The sequence below is a fragment of the Herpetosiphon geysericola genome, from assembly GCF_001306135.1.
GTDB lineage: Bacteria > Chloroflexota > Chloroflexia > Chloroflexales > Herpetosiphonaceae > Herpetosiphon > Herpetosiphon geysericola.
In genome coordinates this window covers 456,059-478,135 of sequence record NZ_LGKP01000025.1, presented here as the reverse complement: position 1 = coordinate 478,135, position 22,077 = coordinate 456,059, and the positions used below count along the sequence as shown (strand labels likewise).

Sequence of the window (22,077 nt, the reverse complement as noted above, 5' to 3'; positions counted from 1 at the left end):
GAAATGAGAGGAATAGAAGCAATGCAATGCCCACATTGTACCAAAGTGATTGCGGTTTCGACGAACACATGCCCGTACTGCGGCAGTAAATTAAGCCAAGGCTTGAACCAGCTTCAAATTATTGGCTTGGTGATGGTTGGCGTAGCGAGCCTGATTTTGGTAGCAATCTTTTTACCGTTAATCCAAATCGATCAGACAGGTCAAGCCTTTAAACTGATTGATGGTTTCATGCGTGATCAACTTACTCCATGGCCAGAACGCTGGCGCTTTATGAGTTACACATTGGTTGTAATTGGCTGTATCGCTTTTATCAGCGCTGTTGGGAGTACCCTAAAGTTGCGCCAAAACTGGGCAACTAGCGCTACAAGCATCGCAGGAACTACGTTGCTTTTTATCCGTGTGATGTTTAGAGCTGAAATCAAAGGATCAAGCTATGGCGAAGGTTTTTGGCTACTTGTCATCGGGGCCGTTGGCTTGTTACTGAGTGGTGCGTTGTTTCGCTATCTTACTCGATCGCAGCCCAACGTCAGCTAGGAGGTTTGTATGCAATGCCCAGCTTGTGCCATGACCCTAGCAACGGCTAGCGCTAGTTGCCCCTATTGTGGCAAACAACTGAATCAGCCCAAACGACGCGCTAATTTGCTGGCTTTTGGTGCTTCAATCTTCATGGATGCGTTGCTCATGGTCGCCTCACTCGGCTTAGCTTTAGCTGAACATGACCGCGATGCACAAAGTTTTCGGGTTCTTAGCAACATCCGCCAGCCTAACCCTGAATGGCCTGCTTTATGGACAAGCCTAAGTTATGCGTATTCAATTGTCGTCTTGCTAGCATTTTTAGCTGCTATAGCTTGCTTAATAAGCCAAAATGCGCTTTGGGCGCGGGCTGCTATGTTCTGTGGAATGGCAGGCAGCGTAATATTGGCAACCTTTGGGTTTGGAGCCTTCATCAATGCTTCAGCGTATAGCCCGCTGTTAGGCTTTTGGCTTGGTTTATTTGGCAGCTTTACCCTAACGACCACAAGTTTGCTGTTTCAAATAACAGCCAAAAAATGAAAGGAAACGCAATGCAATGTTTGCAATGTTCAGCCATCATCGCAGATAACAGTAAGTTTTGCGCTTCGTGCGGCGCAACAATTACCCAACCAGCCGCCATGGATAAAACCCAAGTCTTGTCCAATCTGCCGCCAATGTCGAATCCGGTTGATAAAACCCAAGCGATCAACCCAACCCAACTGCCACCAGCAGCCAACTATGGCCAACCAGCTCAGCCAAATCCCTATCAACAACCAAACTATGGCCAACCTCAAAGCTATGGACAACCGCCGCAACCAAACTATGCCCAAGGATATGCCGTTCCCAATCACGCTGGTTATGGCGCGATTCCCGCAGCAAATGGCAGCATTCCAGCAATCTTGATGATTATCAGCGCCTTGGGCATCTTGATTGGCATGTTTTTGCCATTAGTAGTGCTAAGTGGCACAGGCATCAGCTTGTTTAAGATGATCGACCCGCAATATGCTGAAGATGTGATGAATGAAGGCGCGGCCTTATTTATTTATGGCATTCCTGCTGGCGCAGTGATTAGTTTGGGTCTCAGCATTATGGCCTATCTCAAACGCCGCAACCTCTGGGGTGGCTTGAATATTGTGCCAAGTTTATTTGTTTTGGGCATTACTGGGCTATTATTAATTGGCGCGGCAGTCAGCGACGATATTGATCAAGCAGGTTCGGGCTTGATTATGATGACGGTCTGTGCAGCCCTATCCTTAATTAGCTCAATCGCCTTTTTGATTCGAAAGAAGCAGCCGCGTTAATATGTTGTTATCTGTTGCCATTATTGCTCGCGATGAAGAACGCCACATTGGAGCCGCCTTAGCTTCAATCGCCAATGTAGCCGATGAAATTGTGGTCTTGCTCGACCCACGCACCAGCGACCGCACCGCCGAGCTTTGCACCCAGGCTGGCGCGCGGGTGATCGCTGCGCCGTTTGAGTCGTTTCCTGCCCAGCGCAATCGGGCTTTGGCCGAATGTAAGGGCCAGTGGGTGCTGTTTTTGGATGCTGACGAGCGGGTAACTCCCAGCTTGCAGCATGAAATCCGCCAGCTTTTGCCAAGCCAACCAAGCCACGCGGGCTACTGGATTCCGCGCTTCAACCGCTATTGGGGTCGGGCCTTGCGCGGCGGCGGTTGGTATCCCGACCGTCAACTACGCCTGCTCCAACGTGCTAAAGCCCAGTACGATCCTAGCCGTTTGGTACATGAATTGGTTATTTTAGCTGGCAGCGAAGGCCAGTTAAGCCAGCATCTTGAGCATATTAATATTGAATCGTGGGCCGAATTGCGCGAAAAGCAGCAGCGTTATGCTCAAGCAGAGGCCGCCACGCTTTATCGCAATGGCGTGCGGGTCAAGCCCCAAAATTATGTCTTGCAACCGTTGCGCGCAATCTGGCGCCGTTATGTCACCTGGGGCGGCTATCGCGATGGCTTCTTGGGTATGCTGTTGGCGTTGGTGATGGGTTGGTACGAGTTTAAAATGTATCTGGCGTTGGCCAAACATTGGGGTTAAATCAAAATGGGTCGGGGAAAATAGCCCCAGCCCATTCTTGATTAGACATCTGTATGTCTTCGCTCGCTTACTTAACCTTTGGTTTCTTGAGAAAGTTCAAATAGAAACCAAACTCGATTTTCTGCTTGATCAATCATTGGTTCAAGCTCGCTGGCGGTGGCCACATCGTTGGCTTCATCGGCAACATCGTGGGCTTTGCGCAAATTTTTAACCAAGGTTTGATTATCGCTTACCAGCTCAGTCAGCATATTGGCTGGCTCGACAAACTCAGCATTATTATCGTCGATCGTTTGCAACTCGCTGATATGACCAATTGAGCGCAGCGACGTACCACCGATGCGGCGGGCGCGCTCAGCCAAAATATCGGTCGTAGCAAAAATCTGGTTGGCGTGCTCATCGAACATCAAGTGTAAATCGCGGAAATGGCGGCCAGTCAAATGCCAGTGAAAATTTTTGTATTTCATGTATAAGGCAAACGAATTGGCCAAACTGCGATTGAGTGCTTCAATTACTGGGCCAGTTGCTTTAGAATCTAAATCAGTTGGGGTTTTTAAGCGTTTATCCATTGTACGCATGCTCCTTCAAACTAGGATTTTCTAATGCGCAATATTGCAGATGGCGTGCCATGAAACCCAAAACATAATTCTGAACGCGATTCATGACACCTTACGTTGCAAGGGATTGACAAGGCTTGATGCCATCCATAGAATGGGCCAATCAATGTTTAATTTCAATCAGCATCGAAAGTTAGGTTGTTGAACCTGCAACAACCTCACCGTGGTAAACGTCGATCAGAGAGAACTTCAACACGTTTTAATTCAGAAAGGGTTGCACGTATGCGCCAGTATCTTGACCGCTATGTGATGCCGCTTTGGCAAACGTACAGTTCACCAGGGCAACCACTACGCCCAACAAATACGCGGGCGCTGCACACCATCTATGGTATTTGGTTGTTTGCATTTGTGCTCAAATTGATGGGTTCGGGCTGGGATGTGGCTTGGCACTTCCGCTTTTTACGCGACGATTTAGCCCCACCGCATATGATCAACACTGTTGGCACCGTCATCGTCGTGTTGCTCGTTATGTTCCATACTTGGACTGGCTATGGAGTCGATCGGCTAACTTTACGCCTGATGCAGGCAGGGATTTCGATCTTCCTGATTGCAATTCCCTTAGATTTAATCAATCACCGTTTGTTTGGACTTGATATTACAAGTTGGAGCCCGACCCATGCCTTGCTCTACCTTGGCACGGCGGTGATGCTCTTAGGTGTGTTACGGGGTTGGTTGTTATTAACGCCCGATAGTCGGATTAAAACGGTCTTTGGGCTTGGTTTTTGGGCCTTTTTGCTCGAAGATTTCTTGTTTCCCTTGGGTCAGCAAGAATATGGCGTAACCGCAATCGAAGCTATGCGCCTTGGCAAACCCTACGCCGATGCCGAATTGATGATCGAGGCAGGCGCCAACCCAGAGCGCTTTGCGATTCCGGTGCCCGATTGGCTCTACCCGCTGTGGCTGATTACCTCGGTTGTTTTGGTGCTTTTGGCCGCGCGCCTAATTATGCGTGGACGCTGGACAGCAACCTTGGTTGCCGGGACTTATTTGCTCTATCGCGTTGTGTCGTTCTACATTCTGCGTGGCATTGAGTTCCCACCATCGTTTGTGCCATTGTTTATCATTGGTACGGCCTTAGCAATCGATATTGGCATTACGTATCGAATTAATCCTTTTGTTGCTGCCTTTGGGACGCTATTTGCCTTCTACGCTGGCGCATGGATTAGCGATCGCTATACGTTGATGCCAGAAATTCCTTATACGACGACGATGCCAATTGCCGCAATTCTGCTCGGCATCGTCTGGGCTGGCGCACTCTGGGTCGAACGCAGCCCCTATGTCGAACGCTGGCGCAAATTAGCCTAAATTTTCTGAATGATAGGGAGCGGTGCAAACTGCTCCCTGTTTTCATTTAACCGCCTGTTCGAGCCAATCCACCGTCAATTGCGCCACTTCATCCTCTCGAGTCAGATAATAGTGGTCAGCCCATTTGAGCAAATGCCAAGTTTTTGGCTCAGTGGCTTCTTCAAAGGCAGTGCGAGTTTCAATCAAATCGAAAAATTGATCGCGCTCGGCCACAATCGCCAAGAGCGGCCTGTGCTGGCCTTGGGCACTTTCCTGCAAGCCAACTGGGTTGGGCGTAACCGCCACGGTTGCCCGAATCGCTGGATCGCTGGCCATCACCCGCAGCACCAATTGCGCCCCAAACGACCAGCCAATTAGGCAGATTTGGGCTTGGGGAGCGCGTTGGCGAGCTTCGGCCAAGGCTGCTTGCAAATCGAGATCTTCGCCCGGGCCGCCGCTAAATTCGCCCTGACTTTTGCCCACGCCGCGCGAGTTGTAGCGCAAAACACCCCAACCACGGTCGCGCAGCACTTTGAATGTAGCAAAAATCGCCCGCTGATCCATATTCGACATTGGAGGAAAGTGATGCGCCAACACCGCAACTCGTTCAGGGAGTTGGGCTGGAGCCAACCATTTGCCTTCTAACAAGGTGCTGCCGTCTGCTGAGAGAAAATGAATTGATGTTTGCATGTGCTTACTCAACTATCCAACGGGCTTGAGTGGCATTTTCAATCAACACCCGTGGCTCCGCATTATCAGCCAAAGTATCCGTCCAAATTGCCGAAGGCACGTTGGCCGAACCAACGGTTAAGCGCGTCCAAAGCAATTGCCGGCTATCTGGTGTCCATTGAGGATCGACATTATCGTAGCCACCGCCAGCGGTTATTGCCCGTGGCTCACTGCCATCAGCATTCACCACCCAAATCTCGCCGCGCGGCACTTCGCGAGTCCGCCGCACAAACGCGATTTGCTTGCCATCAGGCGACCAACTTGGCGTAAAATCATCGCTATCAGCTTGGCTAGCCAAGGGCGTTTGCTGCTCGCTCGCCAAATCAAACAACACCAACTCATTGCGAAAGCCAGCTTGAGTTTCGCGCAGCACGCTAATGACCAAACGCTTATCATCAGGCGACCAATCGAAATCGCCGCTAAATGGAATGCGCCGCAGCACATCGCTAAAATCAAACAGTACTAATTCGTTGCGCAACGGGTCGGTAAAACCTAACATCTGCCCAGCATTCGACCAATGTGCGCCAAACGTAACCACATCGCCGCCTTTGACAACAGGACTGACTTGGGTTCCATCTGGCTGCATCAACCAAAGTTTGGGCGAGCCAACGCCACCAGTACCAATCGTGCGCCGTTCATAGACAATCGCGTTATCAGCAGGCGACCAATTCGGCGTATAGCCAGTCCAATCGGCAGCGCCAGTGCTGGTAATCACCTGATTTTGGGTCAGATCGAAAATCTCGATCCTGCTTGGTTGGGATTCGGATTGAGTGGCATAGGCAACCTTGCGCCCATCAGGGCTAAGGCTATAATCGCTAATTTGCGGCACAAGCAATTGTTGGCCCTGACCATTGGCATCAGAACGCCATAACTCTGCTTGCTGCGAAGGGTTGCGCAAAAATAAAATGCCACTAACTTGTTGTCGATTGCTAGGGTTGCTCGAACCTTGGCTGGTAGTAGGCTGTTGACCAATTGCGACCAGCAAAATCACAATTGCAACCAAGCCCACCGATAAACTGGTTAATGTTCGACGACCTATCTGATCCATGATGACTCCTTGGGCATACTTGGCTTGATTATCACCCTATAGCCAGCTTTGAGCAAATGCGCTACGATAGGCAGAATGCCCAATTTAGTGAAGGAGGCCATATGGGCTACAATGATCATGCCGAGGCAGCAGCGCAGTACCAAGCGCCAGTCCGCTGTGCAATTATTACGATTAGCGATACACGCAGTATCGAAACCGATAAGAGCGGAGCACTTGCCCAAGAATTATTAACCGCCGCAGGCTTTGAAATCGTCGAATATCGGATTATTCCCGACGAGCCGGATCAAGTGGCCGAGTTTGTGCAGCAATGCATTGCGCGTAGCGATTGCGACGCAGTATTAACTAATGGTGGCACTGGCATTGCCCGCCGCGATGCCACAATCGAGGCGATTGAGCCGTTGCTCGATAAGAAATTACCTGGTTTTGGCGAGATTTTTCGCATGCTTTCCTACAACGACATTGGCGCTGGAGCAATGCTTTCGCGTGCAACCGCTGGAATCGCTGGCCGAACCTTGGTTTTTTGTATGCCTGGTTCGTCGGGCGCGGTACGCTTGGCCTTAGAATCGTTAATTTTGCCTGAGCTAAAACACCTCGTTTGGGAATTGTTCCGCCAGTAAATCCATAGTAGCGAACCAGCCAGCCAAGCCCAATCAAGCCAAGCACCCAAGCCCACAGCATGGGCAGGTTTGGTTGGCTGGTCGCAGGCAAGCGTTGCGGCACACCCAAATCAGCCACATGGCGCACCTGCAAACGCCAGACATCATCGTAGCGGCTAACGATGCCAGTCGCATTGAGTTGGATGGCGCTTGGCAGTTGGGGCAAGCTTTGGCCCTGCGCCAAACGCACTTGCAACTGTTGCGACCCAAACTCGACCACTAAACTATCTGCGTTGCGTTGTTTGAAGCGCAATTTCAGTTTTACCAACTGGCCAAGCGTCGCTTGATCAAGCCTATTTGGGCTGTGAATCACTAAATCTGCTTGCTGTTTGATAATTTTGAGATCATCAGCAGCATCAATAAGCAACTGTGGTTCTTGATGGTAGCTGCCAACTGTTGCCTGAAGTCGCACAACCATGCCTTGTTTGAGGCTTGGCAAGGCAGCATTATTACTGATAAAGACCAAGATTCCTGCGGTTGAATCTTGCACATAGAACGCTCGTTGGCGAAACAGATTCAGTTCAGCACTAACCACACCTTCGACCGAAACATGGCTATCGATTGCTGCTTGTTGGGCCTCGCGCACGCTAATTTGCTTAGCAGCCGAGTCGCTTGGAGCTGGATTATTGGCTTGCTTGGGGCTTGGTTGGGCAAAGCTTTGCCATTGTTGGCTGCTTGGGTGGCGGCCCCAGCTGTGGTCATAATCCAATTTGGCATAGCTAACCAAATCGGCAACTACAGCATTTGGCTGGAGCAAGCGTAGCTCTTCGCCAGAGTTGGTGAGGCTTAATTTGCTTTGGCTGGCAAAAACTACCAAATAGCCATTGGCTTCAATGCTCATGCCAACGGGCAAGCGCCATGGCCGCGAGCCTCCATCTGCCTGATCGTCCAATTGCCAGCCAGTTAAATCAACCTGATAGCTATTAGGATTGTAGAGTTCAATCCATTCGTCGTTACTATTGCTTTCACCATCGCCGTTCCAATCGATCGTGCGCGGGGCAGGCACAACTTCGTTAATTTGAATCTGCGGATATTTGGCTTTTACAGCCAGCGTTGGCTGTGCAGTCGCTTTAGGCTTGGATACTTTAGGTTTAGCAGTTGCTCTTGGGGTTGCGGTTGGTTTCTTGGTCGCGGTTGGTTTCTGCGTTTTAGTGGCTGGTACAGCGGTTGGCTGCGGCGCACGATTCGGCTGATTGGGCGTAGCAGGCGCATTATTCTGCCAACTACCAGCATCAGGTATGCGGCTCCACGTAGTATTAGCCAAGGGCTTGGTATAGCTTAATTGGTCAACGATGCGGCCATCAGCCATGGCAAGTTGCACGCTATCGCCGCTGTCGTTGATCAAACTACTCAAGGTTATGGTGAGAAATTGGCCGTGCTGAATGGAGGTTTTAGCTGCAAGCCTCATTGTTGTGCCAGAACTATCGCTAATGCTCCAACCAGTTAAATCAATTACATCAGCATTGGTTGAATACAGTTCGATCCATTCTTGGCCAAGCGGCGAAATTTCATTAATCACGACACCTGAAGGAATTGCAGCGAGCGCGTGATTGCGAGCGTTGGGGCTAGCGCGCATGCCACGGTACCAATTGAGGCCACCATCAGGCCAGCGCCCAGCAGAATAACCCTGCAATGCCGAGCTATAATTCCAAACCGCATATTCTTGCAAACGATAATCAAGCAAGCGCACAAGATCGCCATTATCATTCAGCAAACCACTACTAGCGATGCTATACCAACTGCGTGGCGCAATCAGCGTATCGTCGGGAATACGCAGCGCTGCGCCACCAGCATTCGCCTGATCATCAAGCCACCAGCCACTTAAATCGATTGGCGTAGCTCCAGCATTATACAATTCGACAAACTCCTCGCCTGTTGTCGGCCAAGCCAAAACTTCGTTGATTAGCAATTGGTTTGGTTCAGGGCTAGAATTTTGGCGATTGGCCATAGCAGGGCTAGCGCGCGAGGCTGCTTGCCAAGTTGCTGCGCCATCAGGCATGCGGCTCCATGTGCGTTCAGCCACGCTGCTCAAATACGCGAGGCTATCAGTCACCACACCTTGATCAGTGATTAAATGCACACTATCAAGCTCAGCATTCAACAGCGTCCCAAGAGGAATCAGCAGCCATGAACTTGGGCTAATAATTGTTGACGTTTGAATAGTATGCGCCGCGCCGCCAGCAGCAAGCTGATCATCAATTTTCCAACCCTTGAGATCAAGCGCATCAGGGCCGAGATTGTAGAGTTCGACCCAATCAGTCCCACTGATTGGTTGGCTCATCACTTCGTTGATGACAACCCGGGCTTGAGTTGGCACAATAGGCGGATCAGCAGGATTACTTTGGCCAAGACTTGGGACGCGATTAGCCAGCCAAGCGCCAGTGCCATCGGGCATTCTGGCCCAAGTGCGGTCGCTGGTGGTGGCACTATAGCTGAAAGCATCGATCAAGCGCCCAGCTGAATCAAACAAGCGTAGCTCATCGCCGCTATTGTTATACATATTGGTCATTGAAATTACCAACCAACTTGCAGGCAAGATGCTTGCTTCCAGCAGAATTGGGCTGGCTCCATCGGCAGCATCATCGAGCTGCCAACCATGCAAATTGATGGTTTGCGCGCCAGCGTTATATAGCTCGACCCATTCTTTGCCGGCACTCGGCACAGCCATCAATTCGTTGAGCCGAATCAAGGCTGGGCTTGGTAGCGGAGTTGCACTTGGAATTGGGCTTGGCGAAACAACTACGGTTGGGGTGCTGGTTGGGCTTGCTTGCACCAAGGGAGTAAGGGTTGGCAAACTGGTACTGGTTGGAGTAACACTACTGCTTGGCATTGGGGTAGCTGAACTTTGGCTAATATTGGAATTACCAGGGGTTGGCGAAGTAGCAGCTTGCCATGGGCCAGTGCCATCGGGCATGCGGCTCCACGAAAGGCCAGGGCTTGCATTCGAATAGCTATACTGATCGATCACTTGGCCAGCAGAATCGATCAAGCGCACCTGATCGCCACTATTATTCAAAACATTGCTCAGCGAAACGACCAACCAAGCATTGGGCGCAAGGATGGTCGGCGTGGACAAGATTTTGGGGCTACTGCCGCCTTCCATATCATCAATCGCCCAACCACTGAGATCAAGCGCTGTTGGCGTTGGATTGTATAGCTCAACAAACTCGTTGCCAGTGCTGGGAAGCGCCAAAAATTCGTTGAGCACAACCTGCGCTGGATGAGTTTGGGCTTGTGTTGGCAGCGGCCAGAGCCAAACTAACAGCAACCATAACCAGAAATACTGTTTCATAGCCACCCCCGATTGAAGCACCAATAGCAATCACTAGATACACAAATTGGCGTTTTTTGGCATGGCTGAATAAGCAATTTGGCAGAAGTTTTGGCGCGCTGAGCTGGCTCACAAATTACAACTTTCGTCGGATTTGCAAAAAAGAACAGTCTATGCTATACTATCAATGTCGACGGAAACGTTGAAGATAACTCGGTGATGGCGGATCGTCTAAAGGTAGGACAACAGTTTTTGGCACTGTTTATCTAGGTTCGAATCCTGGTCCGCCAGCCAACAAAACTCAGCAGTAGTGCTGAGTTTTTTGTTTAACTCAAGTTTGGGTATACAAAAAAGGCTGGCACTATGCCAGCCTTTTGGCGTCGAATCGCTGCTTTACATTGGTGGTTTGATGCCAGTTGAAGCAACACTAACCGGATGTTCCTCTTTGACGTTAATGCGATCAATCCCAGTCATAATCAAGCCCAAGAGTGCCAACACCAAACAGCCAATTGTGCCAAACAGCGCTTGATCGCTATGTTTATCGCCAACCAAGGCCATTACGCCACCAGTTAATGCTGGCCCAACAAAACTGCCAAGGCCATAGCAGACCGTAAACATACCGCTAGCACCGCCCAACTTGGCTGGTGGCACCCGCGCTGCCAAAACTGCTAGCCCAATTGGGTAGAGCGTGCCAGCAAACGCGCCGAGCAACATGCCCAAAAAGAGGGTTAGCAAGAATGGTGGGTGCAAGGTAGCAAAAAGCGCCGCGCCTGAGAGCAACGATAACGAGCCAATTAGCAAAGGCCGATAGCCATAGCGATCGAGCATGCGGCCAATTGGCACTTGTGCCACAATATTGGCAATCACCGTGACCGAAATCAGCGTCCCAAGCTCCCAATTACTATAGTTGAGGGTTGGTAGCAACGAAACCAACGACAAGGTGCCATAGCCATACAGGAAGGCAATTGCCAAAGGTAAGATCAATGGTCGGGTGATTTTGAAGCTCACGCCGCCACTTTCTTGCTCGGTATGGGCCACATGGGGCTCTGGCACAACCAACACGACGATTACCGTTGCGAGAATTGCAGCGCCAACCGCCACAAAAAATGGCATGATATGGCTGCCGGTTAATTGCAAGACCGCCGTGCCAATAATCGGGCCTGCCGCTGTCCCACTGGCTAGCGACATACCATAGACTGCTGTATTATGGCCACGCTGTTCGGGCGAACTGACCCGACTAACATAGGTTTCAGCGGCAGTCCAAACACACGACCAGCCAATCCCTTCGAAGATCCGCCACATAAAAAAGAGCGGGATGCTACTCGTCCAGGGCATTGCCAGCATGGCAACGGTGTAGGAAATTAATCCCACAATTAAAAAGAGCCGAATGCCAAATTTATCAATCGTGCGGCCAATCGGCATGCCGGTTAGCACAAGGCTGGCAAACATCACACTCGTGCTCAAGCCCACGATAAATTCATCAGCGCCATGTTCTTCAAGCAAATGCGGAATCAACGGATTAATGATCCCAATGCCAAGCGCAGTTACTGCAACACAAAGATAAATGGGCCACATTGGATGACGCACATGCGCCGAAGGTACCTGCTGCATAATACTCCTCACGCTATTGCCCGCAAACCAGTTGGCCAGGTTTGGGTAATTACGGAGATTTCTTCATCAACAATTGTTTGGATGCCTTGAATATTTGGGTGGATATTGGTAAACCAGCGCACATCATGGCCATGAATGTGATCAAGTGCTGGCCCCAATACCGGAAAATCTTCATCGACCGAGCCAAAACCGCGCGCCCGCAGATCCCAATTGCCTTGTTGGGTTTCGCGTTTCATGCGCTCGAAAATATCGACGACTGTATAGCCGCGCTGCCGCGCCAGCTTGCTAATCATGCGATATACAGGCTCAAGCTTGGAGTTACGATCAAACGCATAATGAGCAGGATAATCGACGTAAATTCCAGTTTCCAAGATTATGTTAGCTTGGGGATAATCACGCTCGAATAAATCGCAAAGCTCGATTAACTTGGCTTCGAATGGCCCAATGCCGTAGCGCTTGCGATCGTTTACGCCATAGCGCACGATAATTAAATCGATTTCGGGATAGCGCGCCATCGTTCGATCATACCGTTTGAGAAAATCCTCGGTTGCTTCGCCATCGAGGCCTTCATTGCAAACCAACGTTTCATCAGCAAAGATGCTGCGCAAGCGGCTTTGAAGCAAGGCATCGCCGCGTTGATGCGGCAAAGCGTAGGAACAAGCAACCGTACAATCACCAACTTGCAAAACCAACGGGCCAGCCATCCAGAACCTCCGCCGAAAAGCTGATATTTGTGGCATCCACAGCAAATATCGTATACGGCAGTATAGCGGTCTCGCCTGCTTTTGACAACTTTTGGCATGACATAAAGCAACCATTTCGGCTCCTTGCGCCCGCGTGATAGCTCAAGTTCATCAAACGCTCATTCTGTTGGTGATCAAAAAAAGCGTCCTGTCGTATGACGACAGAACGCTTGAAGTTTGTTTTAGCTGTACGTTGAACTTAGACGCGGCGACGACGTGGTGCGCGCACAAACGAAATGATCAAAGCAAACAAGGTTGCGCCAATAATCGACCAGATAATTGGGAAGGGCTTGCCTTCAATATCGATCGTCAGCAGTTCTGGCAAACCAGTGTTGCCTGCGATCCAGGTGCCCAATAATGCGCCGATAAAGCCAACCCCGATTGATGCCAATAAACCACCCATGCTATAGCCTGCAATTGCTTGGCCTGCGGCCCCACACACTGCGGCGATCAACAACATAAGCAATAAGCCAATCACTGAGAATTCCATGGTATTTCCTCCTAGGTTTGCTATTCAAATTGATTCTGTCATCTGCTTGTTTGTAAAAGCAAATGCTGTGCCACGGGAGAGTAAATTATGAAGGATGAATTATGAGGGATGAGGAAAGTCAAAGGGCAAAAGGCAAAAGGCAAAAGCCTGAAACCGCGAAGGGCGCGAAGATCGCGAAGGTTTTTTAGCCACGAATTCCACGAATTGCCCGAATAATCTTCCGATAGCCAATAGTCTCGTCCCTTTTTTAGCCACGAATTTCACTAATTCTCCGGCAGCCCAAAGCCAATAGCCAATAGCCAATAGCCATTCTTTTCTCTGCGCCTCTGCGTTAGCGTTAAAGGTTTGATCCACGAAGAACACAAAGAGCACGAAGGATACGTTTTAGCCACGAATTCCACGAATGATTTTATTTTTAGCCACAGATTGCACAGATTTTTTTGATGACGTTCCGGTAGCCCAAAGCCTATAGCCTCATGCTTCATCCCTCATCCTTCATCCTTTTGTTCGATGTTCTTTTTTGACTTTTGACTTCTGCCTTTTGATTTTCTTCATCCCTATGTTCTATGCTCTTTGTTCTATGTTCTGCATCGGGTACAATAGCAGCCATGTATAACGAATACGCCTCAATTTATCGCCAAGCTGGCCAAAGTTGGCTGAGCTTGCACATGCTCAATTGGCTCTTGCTATGGCTTGAACAGCAGAATTATCGGCCTCAAACGGTGCTTGATCTTGGCTGTGGCACGGGCGATGCTGCGGTAGCGCTGGCCTTGCAAGGCTATCAGGTTACAGCAATCGATCGCTCGGAAACAATGTTGGTTCAAGCTCGCTTGCATGCTGAGTTGCAGCACGCCACTGTGGCTTGGCAACAGGCTGATTTAACGACATGGCAAGCTACAACGAAGTACGATTTAATCATCAGCCTGTTTGATACGCTAAATTACCTGCTTGAGCCGGAGCAATTAGGCCACCTATTTCAGCAAATTGCCGCTGCACTTACGCCGAATGGTTGGTTGGTATTTGATTTGAATACGCCATTGCTGTATGCAACTTGGCCTGAACACAACCAGGTTGTGCTTGATCGCGATGATTTATATATTTACAATGCGCTGGATTTTGACCACGAAGCCCAGATTGGGATTGGCAAGATTGTTTGGTTTCAGCGCCACGACGATGCATGGCAACGCGGCAGCGAAACCCATCTGCAAGCAGCCTATAGCGATCAGCACATTGTTGAATTATTGGCAGAAGCTGGATTAAGCGTGGTTGCGCGGTTGAATCGTGATGGGGATTCAGTTGATTTAAATGAAGCGACGCGGGTGGTGTATCTGGTGCAAGCAAATGGTGTGCATAACCACAGCGCTGCAATACCCCCGATTCTGGATTAGCCGCCATCTATCTCCGCAATTGCGGGCGATCCCTAGGCGCTTGGGTGTCACCCAAGGTTCCGGTTTCGCTGCGATGTGAACGAACGCCGTGATGCAAACGAGTTGCCTCTCTCACTAGTTTAGCCCGTCCCACACACCTTGCCCTTCAAGGGTTAGCGCAGTCACCTAGCCACGCTCATTGCTGAGGCATGCTGGTGGTCTCTTACACCACCGTTTCAGCCCTTACCAGCAGCCAAATGACCACTGGCGGGAATGTTTGCTGTTGTCGGCTTGCGTCACGAGCAGGTTACCCAAACTCGCGCCCCTGTTTACGGTTTCACAGGGTAACTTGTCCACCACGAGGGTGGTCGGAAGGGTCGGGAAGTTGCCTCTAGCTTGCGCCAGCGACGGCTACATTGCTATGATTATGCACAGCTGTCGATCATAATCGGCTTTTGAACGATTGTCAATTGTCGTTATGTGCAAATTAGCATAGAATGCAACGAGTAACCGTTTAATCGCAAAGGAAGCACGATTGTGGATGAACGCTTAGCACTTATGCAGGCTTTGACCGATGCGTCGGGCGTACCAGGCAACGAAGGGCCAGTGCGGGCTGTGATGGCCGAGGCCTTGGCTCCTTTCGGTGAATTAATCAATGATAATCTTGGGAGCATTGCCGCGCGTAAAGCTGGCCCCGAAGGCAGCCCAACAATTCTGCTGGCTGGCCACCTCGATGAAGTTGGCTTTATGGTAACCCGCATCACCGACGATGGCTTTATTAAATTTCAGACCCTCGGTGGCTGGTGGGAAATGGTGATGTTGGCGCAACGGGTGCAAATTGAAACCCGCAATGGGCCAATCGTGGGCCTTGTTGGCTCCAAGCCGCCACATGTGCTCTCGCCAGAAGCACGCAAAAAATTGGTCGAAAAGAAAGATATGTTTATTGATATTGGGGCCAGCTCAGCTGCCGAAGCCCGTGAATGGGGCGTGTGCCCAGGCGATCCAATTATTCCGATGTGCCCCTTTACGCCCTTGCAAAACCCCAAAATTGTGATGGCCAAGGCCTGGGATAATCGTTTTGGCTGTGCGGCAGCGGTCGAAGTGCTGCACGAATTGGCCAACGACAATCTGCCAAATACAGTTGTGGCCGGGGCAACCGTGCAAGAAGAAGTCGGCTTGCGCGGCGCGGCAACGCTCGCAAATCTGGTCAAGCCCGATATTGCCTTTGCAATCGATGTCTGTATTGCTGGTGATACTCCAGGCGTAAGCAAAGACGAAGCGCAAGCCAAAATGGGTGGCGGCCCAGTGCTCTTGCTGTTTGATACCAGCATGATTCCCAATCGCCGTTTGCGCGATTTAGTGGTTGATACCGCTGAAGAATTGGGTATTCCCTATCAGTTCGACACGATGACTGGTGGCAGCACCGATGCTGGGCGTTTTCATATTAATAATGTTGGCGTGCCATCGCTGGCGCTGGGCGTAGCAACGCGCTACATCCATACCCATGCCTCGCTGCTCCATCGCGATGATTTTGATCAGGTGGTGACGCTGCTGGCCGCAGTTGTGCGCAAGCTCGATCAAACGACTGTCGATTACATCAAAGCTGGTCAATCGGCCTAAATAAGATTTCCCTCGCCCCAACCCCTCACTCACCTAATGGGCGAGGGGCTATTCTCTGCTGAGGTATAGTGGCATGCTTGTGCGTTTGTTGGCGGGCTTCTGCTTGAGTTTGCTAGTTGGTGGGCTTGGCTATTGGCGACGTTCGCTCAGTTTGAGCGGCTGGCTCGGCGCAGTCTTGATTGGCACGCTAACGGTGGGCGCTGGCAGTTGGGCTTGGGGCTGGCTGATTATTTTATTCTTCGCTAGCTCTAGTTTGCTTTCCAAAGTTGGCAAACGTCGCAAAGCAGTAGTTGCGCTCGATAAATTTAGCAAAGACGATCGGCGTGATATTTGGCAAACCATGGCCAATGGCGGCATTCCCTTGCTCAGCGCCTTGGGCTATGCTTGGCAACCACATGTTGCTTGGTGGGGCTTAGCCTTAGGCGCAATTGCCACGGCTACCGCCGACACTTGGGCCACCGAAATTGGCACGCTCAGCAAAGGCCGCCCGTTTATGCTCACAACCTTTAAGCGCGTTGAACGCGGGCGTTCTGGGGCCATTTCGGGCTTGGGTATGGCCGCGACCAGCCTTGGAGCACTCATAATTGGCCTCAGCGCTTGGGGCTTGACTGGTTTGGGCCTTGGCAATGGCCAAGAACCACAGTTTTGGTTTGTGGTTGCAGCAACCGTGGGCGGCATTGCAGGCTCATTGGCTGATAGTTTACTTGGCGCGACCGTGCAGCAAATGCGCTGGTGCGAACACTGTGCAACCGAAACCGAACGCACAATTCACAAGTGCGGCAACCAAACCCGCCATTATCGCGGCTTGGCATGGCTCAATAACGATTGGGTGAATTTGCTTAGCACTGGGTCTGGCGCGCTGGTCAGTTTATTCATTGCAACGCTCGCCAATTAGGCATAATTGCTGGTATACCACGGCGAATATTTAATGTGGCGCAGCTCGCTGCTGGGATAAATTACCTGTGGATCGTCAGCATCGATCTGCACAGCGATGGTTTGGCCAATCGCGATCCGCGCAAACTGCAATTCCTCGACCATCCATGCGCTTTTGGCGTTATAGCGCGACCCATCAGGGCGTTGCACTTCTAGGCTCAAAATAACTTCAACATCGCGTCGAAAGCCATTGCTCGAAATATGCTTGCCCTTTTCTGCATCAATCACGCTGGCGCTAGCAGCAATTGAGCGGGCAAATTGGGCTTGATTTTGGGCATCGATAGTCGCCATGGTTGGCTTTGGTTGGCTGCTACGCGCTGTTTTTGTATTGCGGCCAAGCAACAATAACGGCGGATAGAACAGCGGCGTGTAAATCAAAACCCCGCTTGTCATGAGCCAAAAAGCATTAATCTCGTGTTGCGTGCCATTTTTCTGGCAATAAAATTTGGTTTTACGCGAAATCCGTTCGGGCAAATCGATAGTGCCGCCAGTACAAACCAGCGGTGTCGTTACTTTTGCCGCAATCGGCAGTAGCGTAAAAAAACCAGCTGTTGAAAGCATAAAGGCCAGAAAAAACGCCCCAAACCAGCGCATAACTCCTCCAACGTTTGCTTATTCGAGGGTGCGCATTGCTGCCAAAACCCCACGAACGCCAATTTGTTCTTCGAGTTTGAGGCATTGCTCCAAACCCTTGCGATAAGGGTGTTCGCCATTGCGTAATCTTTCAGCAGCCTTGGTTGCACCCAAAAAAAGCAAATGTTGGTAAGCAACCCATTCAGCAAAGCCTTCAACCCAATCGTAATCAGTTAATAACGGACAATGTTCGCCCTGCCAAACGTGGGCAAATTCGTGGGCCACAACGAGGCGAAAGCGCCAGCGGGGCAAGCCATACAAGGCATAAACCACCCGCATCCGGCCTTGACGCAGATATAGCCCAAGCATTTGTTGGCCTTCGGTGGCAATTGCACCTTGGCGAGCCAAATCTTGGATTGTTGGCTGATCGACCAGCCGAAAACTTGCACCAACTTGGACCTGCAAGCCTAGATGTTGGGCCAGCGAAGCAACCGTGTCTGCATACAAGGCTTGGGCTTCCTGCGGATCATAAATTGCGCTGCGATGGCAACTGCCACATTGAGCCCGCCCATCGTGCAGCGTCCAGCCATCGCTGCCGACAGGCGCTGCACAACTGCTACAACGTGGGCGTTGCTCAATACAAGTTTCACAGTAGCGCTCCGGTCGGTCGGGCAGAAAATAATAGGCTCCGGTCAAGCGCTGGCCACAGACCGCGCATTGGCTTTTATCTGGCAGTTGTTGGCTACGAATTGGTGGAATCAAACGGCTTGTCATCGATTTCGCATTCTCATCTAGATTAGCGTGGTATCTGCTACAATTATCCCACGTTGTTTGCCCATAAGCCTGTAACTTAGACGCACAAATTGCAATTTAGTTGTTGGCCGCGCGCGAACGCCTGCCACAGGATCACCTGATGCCTAGACCAGAGGACGAATCATGACCAACGCCATCCTATTCGATTGGGGCGGAGTTTTCAATCCGCAACATGAATCACTTGAAGGCTATCGGAGCATTGCCCAGCGCTATGGCCATTCTGCTGAATCGTTGTATGCCTTGTTGTATAACGGCGATGAATGGCGCCAAGCACGAGTTGGTCAGCTTACTAGCCAAGCCTATTGGTCGGGCATGCAGCAAAAATTAGGCATTGATGGCGAGCTAAGTGGCTTTATGAATGAGCTTTTTGCTGGTGAGCAGCTGAATCAACAGATGGTGCGCATTGCCCAAGTGTTGCAGCGCCGCTATCGCACTGGCTTGCTCTCGAATGCACTCGACGACTTAGAAACGATCTTAGAACGCTGGCAGGTTGCCAACTTATTCGATGTGGTGATTAATTCGGCGCGGGTTGGGGTGGCCAAGCCCAATCCTCAAGCCTTTGAATTGGCGGTTGCAGCCTTGGGCGTGCCAATGCGTGAGATTGTGTTTATCGACGATAAATTGCGCAATGTGCAGGCAGCCCGAGCCTTTGGCCTGCCAACGGTGCATTTCACCACCACTGCTGCATTAATTGATGAACTTGGCAGCTTGGATGTGCTCAAACCCCATGAACGGGCGATGTTGCGCGAGGAGTTTTGAGCATGCGGATCGTTGCGCTTGCGCCCTTTGGCTTACGGCCCAAAGCAACATTAAGCCGCCGCGCGCTGCCCATGCTCCAAGCTGCGGCGGATCGTGGTGATACAGTGCATGTGCTTGCGCCGAGCGATCTCTACCCCAATGATGCTGGCTTAACGAGCATAATTAGGCAAATTACGGTTGAGCATAGCCCAAATTTTGGCCAAGGCAGCCTGGCAATGCTCCGCTCAGTGATGTGGATGCTCAAGCGCTGTTTGGCACTCAAGCCTGATCTGGTGCATTTGTTTAAGCCCAAGGGCTACGGTGGCATGGCCTTGCCGTTGATTCGGCGCTTGCGGCCCAATTTGCCAATTTTTGTTGATACCGACGATTGGGAAGGCACGGGCGGCTGGAACGATCGCTTAAACTATCCAAGCCATATCAAAGCCTTGATCGATTGGCAAGAGCGCAATTTGCCCAAATTGGCCGATTGCGTGACGGTGGCTTCGCAAACCTTAGCCAACCAAGTAATTTTGTTTGGCTTGCCAACCAATAAAGTCCTGTATTTGCCCAATAGTGTTGATCTGCCGCGGCGCAGCTTGCCTGAACGCAAGGCAGCGCGGGCGATGCTTGGCCTCGGCCAAGAACCAGTTATCTTGCTGTATAGCCGCTTTTGGGAGTTTCCAGTCAGCGATGTGGTGGCGGCCATGGTTGGCGTGCTAGCCCAGATTCCGCAGGCCAAGCTGTTGGTCATTGGGGCTGGCGAGCATGGCGAAGAACAGCAATTAACCGATTTGGCCCAACGCGCAGGCATCAGCCATGCACTTGATAACCGCGGCTGGAGCGAGCAACCCACAATTGATGCAGCCTTAGCGGCGGCAGACCTGGCGCTGTATCCAATGGATGATAGCGTGCTCAATCGGGCCAAATGCTCGGCCAAATTAACCGAACAAATGCAGGCAGGCTTGGCAATTGTGGCGGCAGCGGTTGGCCAAGTAGCCGAATATCTCGATCAGCAGAGCGGCATTTTAGTTGAACCAAGCAATAGCGGAGCTTTAGCCCAAGGCCTGATTCGGCTACTCCAACAACCAGAGCTACGTCAGCGCTTGGGTTTAGCTGCGCAACAGCGAATTGAAACCCACTTTAATTGGCCGGCCCAACGTACAATCCTGCTCCAACGTTATGATCACTCTATGAGCTAGGCCATGAAATAGCTACGGTATGGCAAGCTTGAGCATGGCAGGATCGTCCTCATAATATACCGTTAATCTAGCGAACGTTGTTGACTCTTGGAGGTTGTGTATGTGGATTACCCGCAGAGTGTATTTCGTGTTGGTCTTTTTTGGTCTCGTAGCGAGTCTGTGGCTTAAGCCTGCACCAATGAACGCCCAAACCCCGTTAACTGGCGATCAGGCTGCGCCATTGTTAAACCCCGAGCAAGCAGGCAGCAAACACGATTTTGAGGCTGGGTTGAACAGCATCAATGGTGGAACGTCGTATGCCACTGCGTCGTATCCTGGGATTGCCTTTCATCGGCGCAATTCAAATGTTGGTTATGCTTATTATGGGGCTGGTTGTACCTATATTAAGTCGATTCCAGGCGCGTCATTTGGTGATAATGAAGCCTTGAGCACCAAATTGGCTATTCCTGAGAGTGCGACGATTATTGGGGTTGAGTTTCAATATCGTGATACTGATGCCAGCAATAATTCACGGCTCTACCTCTACCGTTTCAATGGCGCTGGTGCAGTTGATTCAGTTGCCCTGCTAAGCAGTAGTGGCAATGGCGGCTATGGCTCAACGTATACGGCTGCTAGCTTCACGCCCACGCCCTATGATTCGTACAACTACGCCTACTCGTTGGTATGGTATAGCGGCGGCGTCGGCATCAACCATGCGCTGTGTGGGGTACGGGTAAAATATGCCTATAATTCAGCAGTTGCCCGCCCAGCGAGCACACCACCAACCAACCGCCCTGATGCCTTACAAGGCGGTACTACTGGCTATAACTTCACAGCCGCCAGCGATTTTGTCGCAGTCGATGCAAGCAGTCGCTATAGCTATGCTGGCGCTGGCTGTATGATTTTGACCGAAGGCCTCAATTTATCGACCGAAGTCGATATGCCCGATGGCATGCAATTTCGTGGCTATCGCGCCTTCTACTACAACACGAGCGGCCAAACCATGTATGCCAATCTCGTCCACGTTAATGGCTCTTCTACCTCAGCCGTGGCGATTGAGACCACAACCCAAGCAACGGGCTATGCCAACGATTATATTGATTTGGATAATAACGTCCAAATCATTAACGAAGTGCTCAAAGGGTATTTGCTGTATATTCGCCCAGGCAATAGCGAATCGGCCAAAATGTGTGGCATTCGCTCGTTCTATACGCTGCCAGTTCAGGGTCGCTCAACGGCAACAGCAAGCAAGCCAATTGCAAAGGTTGTTGGCGATCGCGATGCCAAGGGAGCATTATTAAGCGAAGCAACCAACGAACCAAGCCCAATCCAAACCTTGGAGCTTGGCACGGTTGAAGAAAGCGCTAGCCCAAACATCACTGATGAATATCAATTTTTAACTCCCTATTCATTCGTTCCCCGTGATACAGCGTATGTGCAGCAAATCGATGCGGCAGGTTGTGTCTCGTTTGATACTGATTCTGAAATTACCTATACCTTCCAATTACCCGCCAAAAGTGCGATTCTGGGAATTCGCTTCTATTATCGTAATTTAGCTGGCAATGGGGCAACTGCTCGGTTGTGGGCCTATGATGGGAGAGGCTGGTTTAACCCAATCTTTGCCTACCAAATTCCCACAACCACGGGCTATGCATCGCAGATCGTCGACTATACTGGCTCGCATTATGATCTTTCAGAAGGCAGTATCCATCATTCGATCAGTTTCTCGTTGCTCAACCCAACCAATACAGTTCAATTCTGTGGTGCGCGAATTTGGTACACCACTGCGCTGCGCCATTTCTATATTCCAGTCGCCTTCAAGTAAGGATTACGCCTAACTAAAA

20 protein-coding genes, 1 tRNA gene and 1 pseudogene are annotated in these 22,077 nt (G+C 50.8%); 13 read left to right on the top strand and 9 right to left on the bottom strand.

Going from position 1 to position 22,077, the window contains the following annotated elements:
• The first annotated feature begins 21 nt into the window (after window positions 1-21).
• Genes SE18_RS17735 through SE18_RS17720 form a run of 4 tightly spaced genes read left to right on the top strand, consistent with a single transcriptional unit; the run spans window position 22 to window position 2,565 of the window.
• Window positions 22-534, top strand: coding sequence for a zinc ribbon domain-containing protein (locus tag SE18_RS17735; RefSeq protein ID WP_054535793.1), 513 nt, complete (start codon window positions 22-24; stop codon window positions 532-534).
• A gap of 9 nt (window positions 535-543) precedes the next feature.
• Entirely contained in the window at window positions 544-1,053 is a 510-nt protein-coding gene (locus SE18_RS17730; protein WP_054535792.1) for a zinc ribbon domain-containing protein, read from the top strand.
• Window positions 1,054-1,064: 11 nt separating this feature from the next.
• On the top strand, window positions 1,065-1,814 hold the full coding sequence (locus SE18_RS17725; protein ID WP_054535791.1) for a hypothetical protein: 750 nt from the start codon (window positions 1,065-1,067) through the stop codon (window positions 1,812-1,814).
• A gap of 1 nt (window position 1,815) precedes the next feature.
• Window positions 1,816-2,565 carry a glycosyltransferase family 2 protein gene (locus SE18_RS17720; RefSeq protein ID WP_054535790.1) on the top strand — a complete coding sequence of 250 codons (750 nt, stop codon included), beginning with the start codon at window positions 1,816-1,818 and terminating at the stop codon, window positions 2,563-2,565.
• Between the two features lie 71 nt (window positions 2,566-2,636).
• Here SE18_RS17720 and SE18_RS17715 read toward each other — a convergent pair whose 3' ends face one another.
• Window positions 2,637-3,131 carry a Dps family protein gene (locus SE18_RS17715; protein ID WP_083469986.1) on the bottom strand — a complete coding sequence of 165 codons (495 nt, stop codon included), beginning with the start codon at window positions 3,129-3,131 and terminating at the stop codon, window positions 2,637-2,639.
• 270 nt (window positions 3,132-3,401) lie between these two features.
• Between SE18_RS17715 and SE18_RS17710 the strand changes: the two genes are divergently transcribed.
• Window positions 3,402-4,484, top strand: coding sequence for a hypothetical protein (locus SE18_RS17710; protein WP_054535788.1), 1,083 nt, complete (start codon window positions 3,402-3,404; stop codon window positions 4,482-4,484).
• 42 nt (window positions 4,485-4,526) lie between these two features.
• On the opposite strand, the gene SE18_RS17705 is transcribed toward SE18_RS17710, so the two are convergent.
• Both SE18_RS17705 and SE18_RS17700 read right to left on the bottom strand, forming a co-directional pair.
• A complete protein-coding gene (locus SE18_RS17705; RefSeq protein ID WP_054535787.1) occupies window positions 4,527-5,153 on the bottom strand; it encodes an alpha/beta hydrolase in 627 nt (208 codons plus the stop codon).
• 4 nt (window positions 5,154-5,157) lie between these two features.
• Complete coding sequence (locus SE18_RS17700) at window positions 5,158-6,240, bottom strand: TolB family protein (RefSeq protein ID WP_054535786.1); 1,083 nt, start codon at window positions 6,238-6,240, stop codon at window positions 5,158-5,160.
• 101 nt (window positions 6,241-6,341) lie between these two features.
• On the opposite strand from SE18_RS17700, the gene SE18_RS28025 reads away from it, so the two are divergent.
• Window positions 6,342-6,857 carry a MogA/MoaB family molybdenum cofactor biosynthesis protein gene (locus SE18_RS28025; RefSeq protein ID WP_083469985.1) on the top strand — a complete coding sequence of 172 codons (516 nt, stop codon included), beginning with the start codon at window positions 6,342-6,344 and terminating at the stop codon, window positions 6,855-6,857.
• Window positions 6,858-7,620: 763 nt separating this feature from the next.
• On the opposite strand, the pseudogene SE18_RS17695 reads toward SE18_RS28025, so the two are convergent.
• Window positions 7,621-10,188 (bottom strand): annotated as a pseudogene (locus tag SE18_RS17695) (lamin tail domain-containing protein); the annotation flags it as partial.
• A gap of 199 nt (window positions 10,189-10,387) precedes the next feature.
• Here SE18_RS17695 and SE18_RS17690 point away from each other — a divergent pair.
• Window positions 10,388-10,461, top strand: a tRNA-Gln gene (locus SE18_RS17690).
• 99 nt (window positions 10,462-10,560) lie between these two features.
• Here SE18_RS17690 and SE18_RS17685 read toward each other — a convergent pair.
• From SE18_RS17685 to SE18_RS17675, 3 genes are all read right to left on the bottom strand, one after another.
• On the bottom strand, window positions 10,561-11,778 hold the full coding sequence (locus tag SE18_RS17685) for an MFS transporter (RefSeq protein WP_054535784.1): 1,218 nt from the start codon (window positions 11,776-11,778) through the stop codon (window positions 10,561-10,563).
• 8 nt (window positions 11,779-11,786) lie between these two features.
• Window positions 11,787-12,482 carry an SGNH/GDSL hydrolase family protein gene (locus tag SE18_RS17680; RefSeq protein WP_054535783.1) on the bottom strand — a complete coding sequence of 232 codons (696 nt, stop codon included), beginning with the start codon at window positions 12,480-12,482 and terminating at the stop codon, window positions 11,787-11,789.
• A gap of 238 nt (window positions 12,483-12,720) precedes the next feature.
• Window positions 12,721-13,011: a GlsB/YeaQ/YmgE family stress response membrane protein gene (locus SE18_RS17675; RefSeq protein WP_054535782.1), complete on the bottom strand. Its 291-nt coding sequence runs from the start codon at window positions 13,009-13,011 to the stop codon at window positions 12,721-12,723.
• Between the two features lie 608 nt (window positions 13,012-13,619).
• Between SE18_RS17675 and SE18_RS17665 the strand changes: the two genes are divergently transcribed.
• From SE18_RS17665 to SE18_RS17655, 3 genes are all read left to right on the top strand, one after another.
• On the top strand, window positions 13,620-14,399 hold the full coding sequence (locus SE18_RS17665) for a class I SAM-dependent methyltransferase (RefSeq protein WP_054535780.1): 780 nt from the start codon (window positions 13,620-13,622) through the stop codon (window positions 14,397-14,399).
• 537 nt (window positions 14,400-14,936) lie between these two features.
• The gene (locus SE18_RS17660) at window positions 14,937-15,998 is read left to right on the top strand and encodes a M42 family metallopeptidase (protein WP_054535959.1); all 1,062 of its coding nucleotides are present in this window, start codon (window positions 14,937-14,939) and stop codon (window positions 15,996-15,998) included.
• Window positions 15,999-16,071: 73 nt separating this feature from the next.
• Complete coding sequence (locus SE18_RS17655) at window positions 16,072-16,893, top strand: DUF92 domain-containing protein (protein ID WP_054535779.1); 822 nt, start codon at window positions 16,072-16,074, stop codon at window positions 16,891-16,893.
• Here the strand turns inward: SE18_RS17655 and SE18_RS17650 are convergent.
• On the bottom strand, window positions 16,890-17,525 hold the full coding sequence (locus SE18_RS17650) for a hypothetical protein (RefSeq protein ID WP_054535778.1): 636 nt from the start codon (window positions 17,523-17,525) through the stop codon (window positions 16,890-16,892). The two genes, SE18_RS17655 and SE18_RS17650, sit on opposite strands and share 4 nt — an antisense overlap.
• 18 nt (window positions 17,526-17,543) lie before the next feature.
• Window positions 17,544-18,278, bottom strand: a complete 735-nt coding sequence (locus SE18_RS17645; protein WP_054535777.1) for a zinc-binding protein — start codon at window positions 18,276-18,278, stop codon at window positions 17,544-17,546.
• A 162-nt stretch (window positions 18,279-18,440) separates the two neighbouring features.
• Here SE18_RS17645 and SE18_RS17640 point away from each other — a divergent pair, with 162 nt between their 5' ends.
• The 3 genes from SE18_RS17640 (at window position 18,441) to SE18_RS17630 (ending at window position 22,058) form a co-directional block, all read left to right on the top strand.
• Complete coding sequence (locus SE18_RS17640; RefSeq protein WP_054535776.1) at window positions 18,441-19,076, top strand: HAD family hydrolase; 636 nt, start codon at window positions 18,441-18,443, stop codon at window positions 19,074-19,076.
• A 2-nt stretch (window positions 19,077-19,078) separates the two neighbouring features.
• Entirely contained in the window at window positions 19,079-20,254 is a 1,176-nt protein-coding gene (locus SE18_RS17635) for a glycosyltransferase family 4 protein (RefSeq protein ID WP_054535775.1), read from the top strand.
• Window positions 20,255-20,354: 100 nt separating this feature from the next.
• The gene (locus tag SE18_RS17630; RefSeq protein ID WP_054535774.1) at window positions 20,355-22,058 is read left to right on the top strand and encodes a hypothetical protein; all 1,704 of its coding nucleotides are present in this window, start codon (window positions 20,355-20,357) and stop codon (window positions 22,056-22,058) included.
• Window positions 22,059-22,077 lie beyond the last annotated feature (19 nt).

Coding starts and splice junctions, on each gene's coding strand:
- SE18_RS17665 (WP_054535780.1), top strand. CDS start 13,620: ATGTATAACGAATACGCCTCAATTTATCGCCAAGCTGGCCAAAGTTGG.
- SE18_RS17655 (WP_054535779.1), top strand. CDS start 16,072: ATGCTTGTGCGTTTGTTGGCGGGCTTCTGCTTGAGTTTGCTAGTTGGT.
- SE18_RS17710 (WP_054535788.1), top strand. CDS start 3,402: ATGCGCCAGTATCTTGACCGCTATGTGATGCCGCTTTGGCAAACGTAC.
- SE18_RS17700 (WP_054535786.1), bottom strand. CDS start 6,240: ATGGATCAGATAGGTCGTCGAACATTAACCAGTTTATCGGTGGGCTTG.
- SE18_RS17645 (WP_054535777.1), bottom strand. CDS start 18,278: ATGACAAGCCGTTTGATTCCACCAATTCGTAGCCAACAACTGCCAGAT.
- SE18_RS17715 (WP_083469986.1), bottom strand. CDS start 3,131: ATGGATAAACGCTTAAAAACCCCAACTGATTTAGATTCTAAAGCAACT.
- SE18_RS17725 (WP_054535791.1), top strand. CDS start 1,065: ATGCAATGTTTGCAATGTTCAGCCATCATCGCAGATAACAGTAAGTTT.
- SE18_RS17630 (WP_054535774.1), top strand. CDS start 20,355: ATGTGGATTACCCGCAGAGTGTATTTCGTGTTGGTCTTTTTTGGTCTC.
- SE18_RS17675 (WP_054535782.1), bottom strand. CDS start 13,011: ATGGAATTCTCAGTGATTGGCTTATTGCTTATGTTGTTGATCGCCGCA.
- SE18_RS28025 (WP_083469985.1), top strand. CDS start 6,342: ATGGGCTACAATGATCATGCCGAGGCAGCAGCGCAGTACCAAGCGCCA.
- SE18_RS17635 (WP_054535775.1), top strand. CDS start 19,079: ATGCGGATCGTTGCGCTTGCGCCCTTTGGCTTACGGCCCAAAGCAACA.
- SE18_RS17705 (WP_054535787.1), bottom strand. CDS start 5,153: ATGCAAACATCAATTCATTTTCTCTCAGCAGACGGCAGCACCTTGTTA.
- SE18_RS17650 (WP_054535778.1), bottom strand. CDS start 17,525: ATGCGCTGGTTTGGGGCGTTTTTTCTGGCCTTTATGCTTTCAACAGCT.
- SE18_RS17640 (WP_054535776.1), top strand. CDS start 18,441: ATGACCAACGCCATCCTATTCGATTGGGGCGGAGTTTTCAATCCGCAA.
- SE18_RS17680 (WP_054535783.1), bottom strand. CDS start 12,482: ATGGCTGGCCCGTTGGTTTTGCAAGTTGGTGATTGTACGGTTGCTTGT.
- SE18_RS17720 (WP_054535790.1), top strand. CDS start 1,816: ATGTTGTTATCTGTTGCCATTATTGCTCGCGATGAAGAACGCCACATT.
- SE18_RS17735 (WP_054535793.1), top strand. CDS start 22: ATGCAATGCCCACATTGTACCAAAGTGATTGCGGTTTCGACGAACACA.
- SE18_RS17660 (WP_054535959.1), top strand. CDS start 14,937: ATGCAGGCTTTGACCGATGCGTCGGGCGTACCAGGCAACGAAGGGCCA.
- SE18_RS17685 (WP_054535784.1), bottom strand. CDS start 11,778: ATGCAGCAGGTACCTTCGGCGCATGTGCGTCATCCAATGTGGCCCATT.
- SE18_RS17730 (WP_054535792.1), top strand. CDS start 544: ATGCAATGCCCAGCTTGTGCCATGACCCTAGCAACGGCTAGCGCTAGT.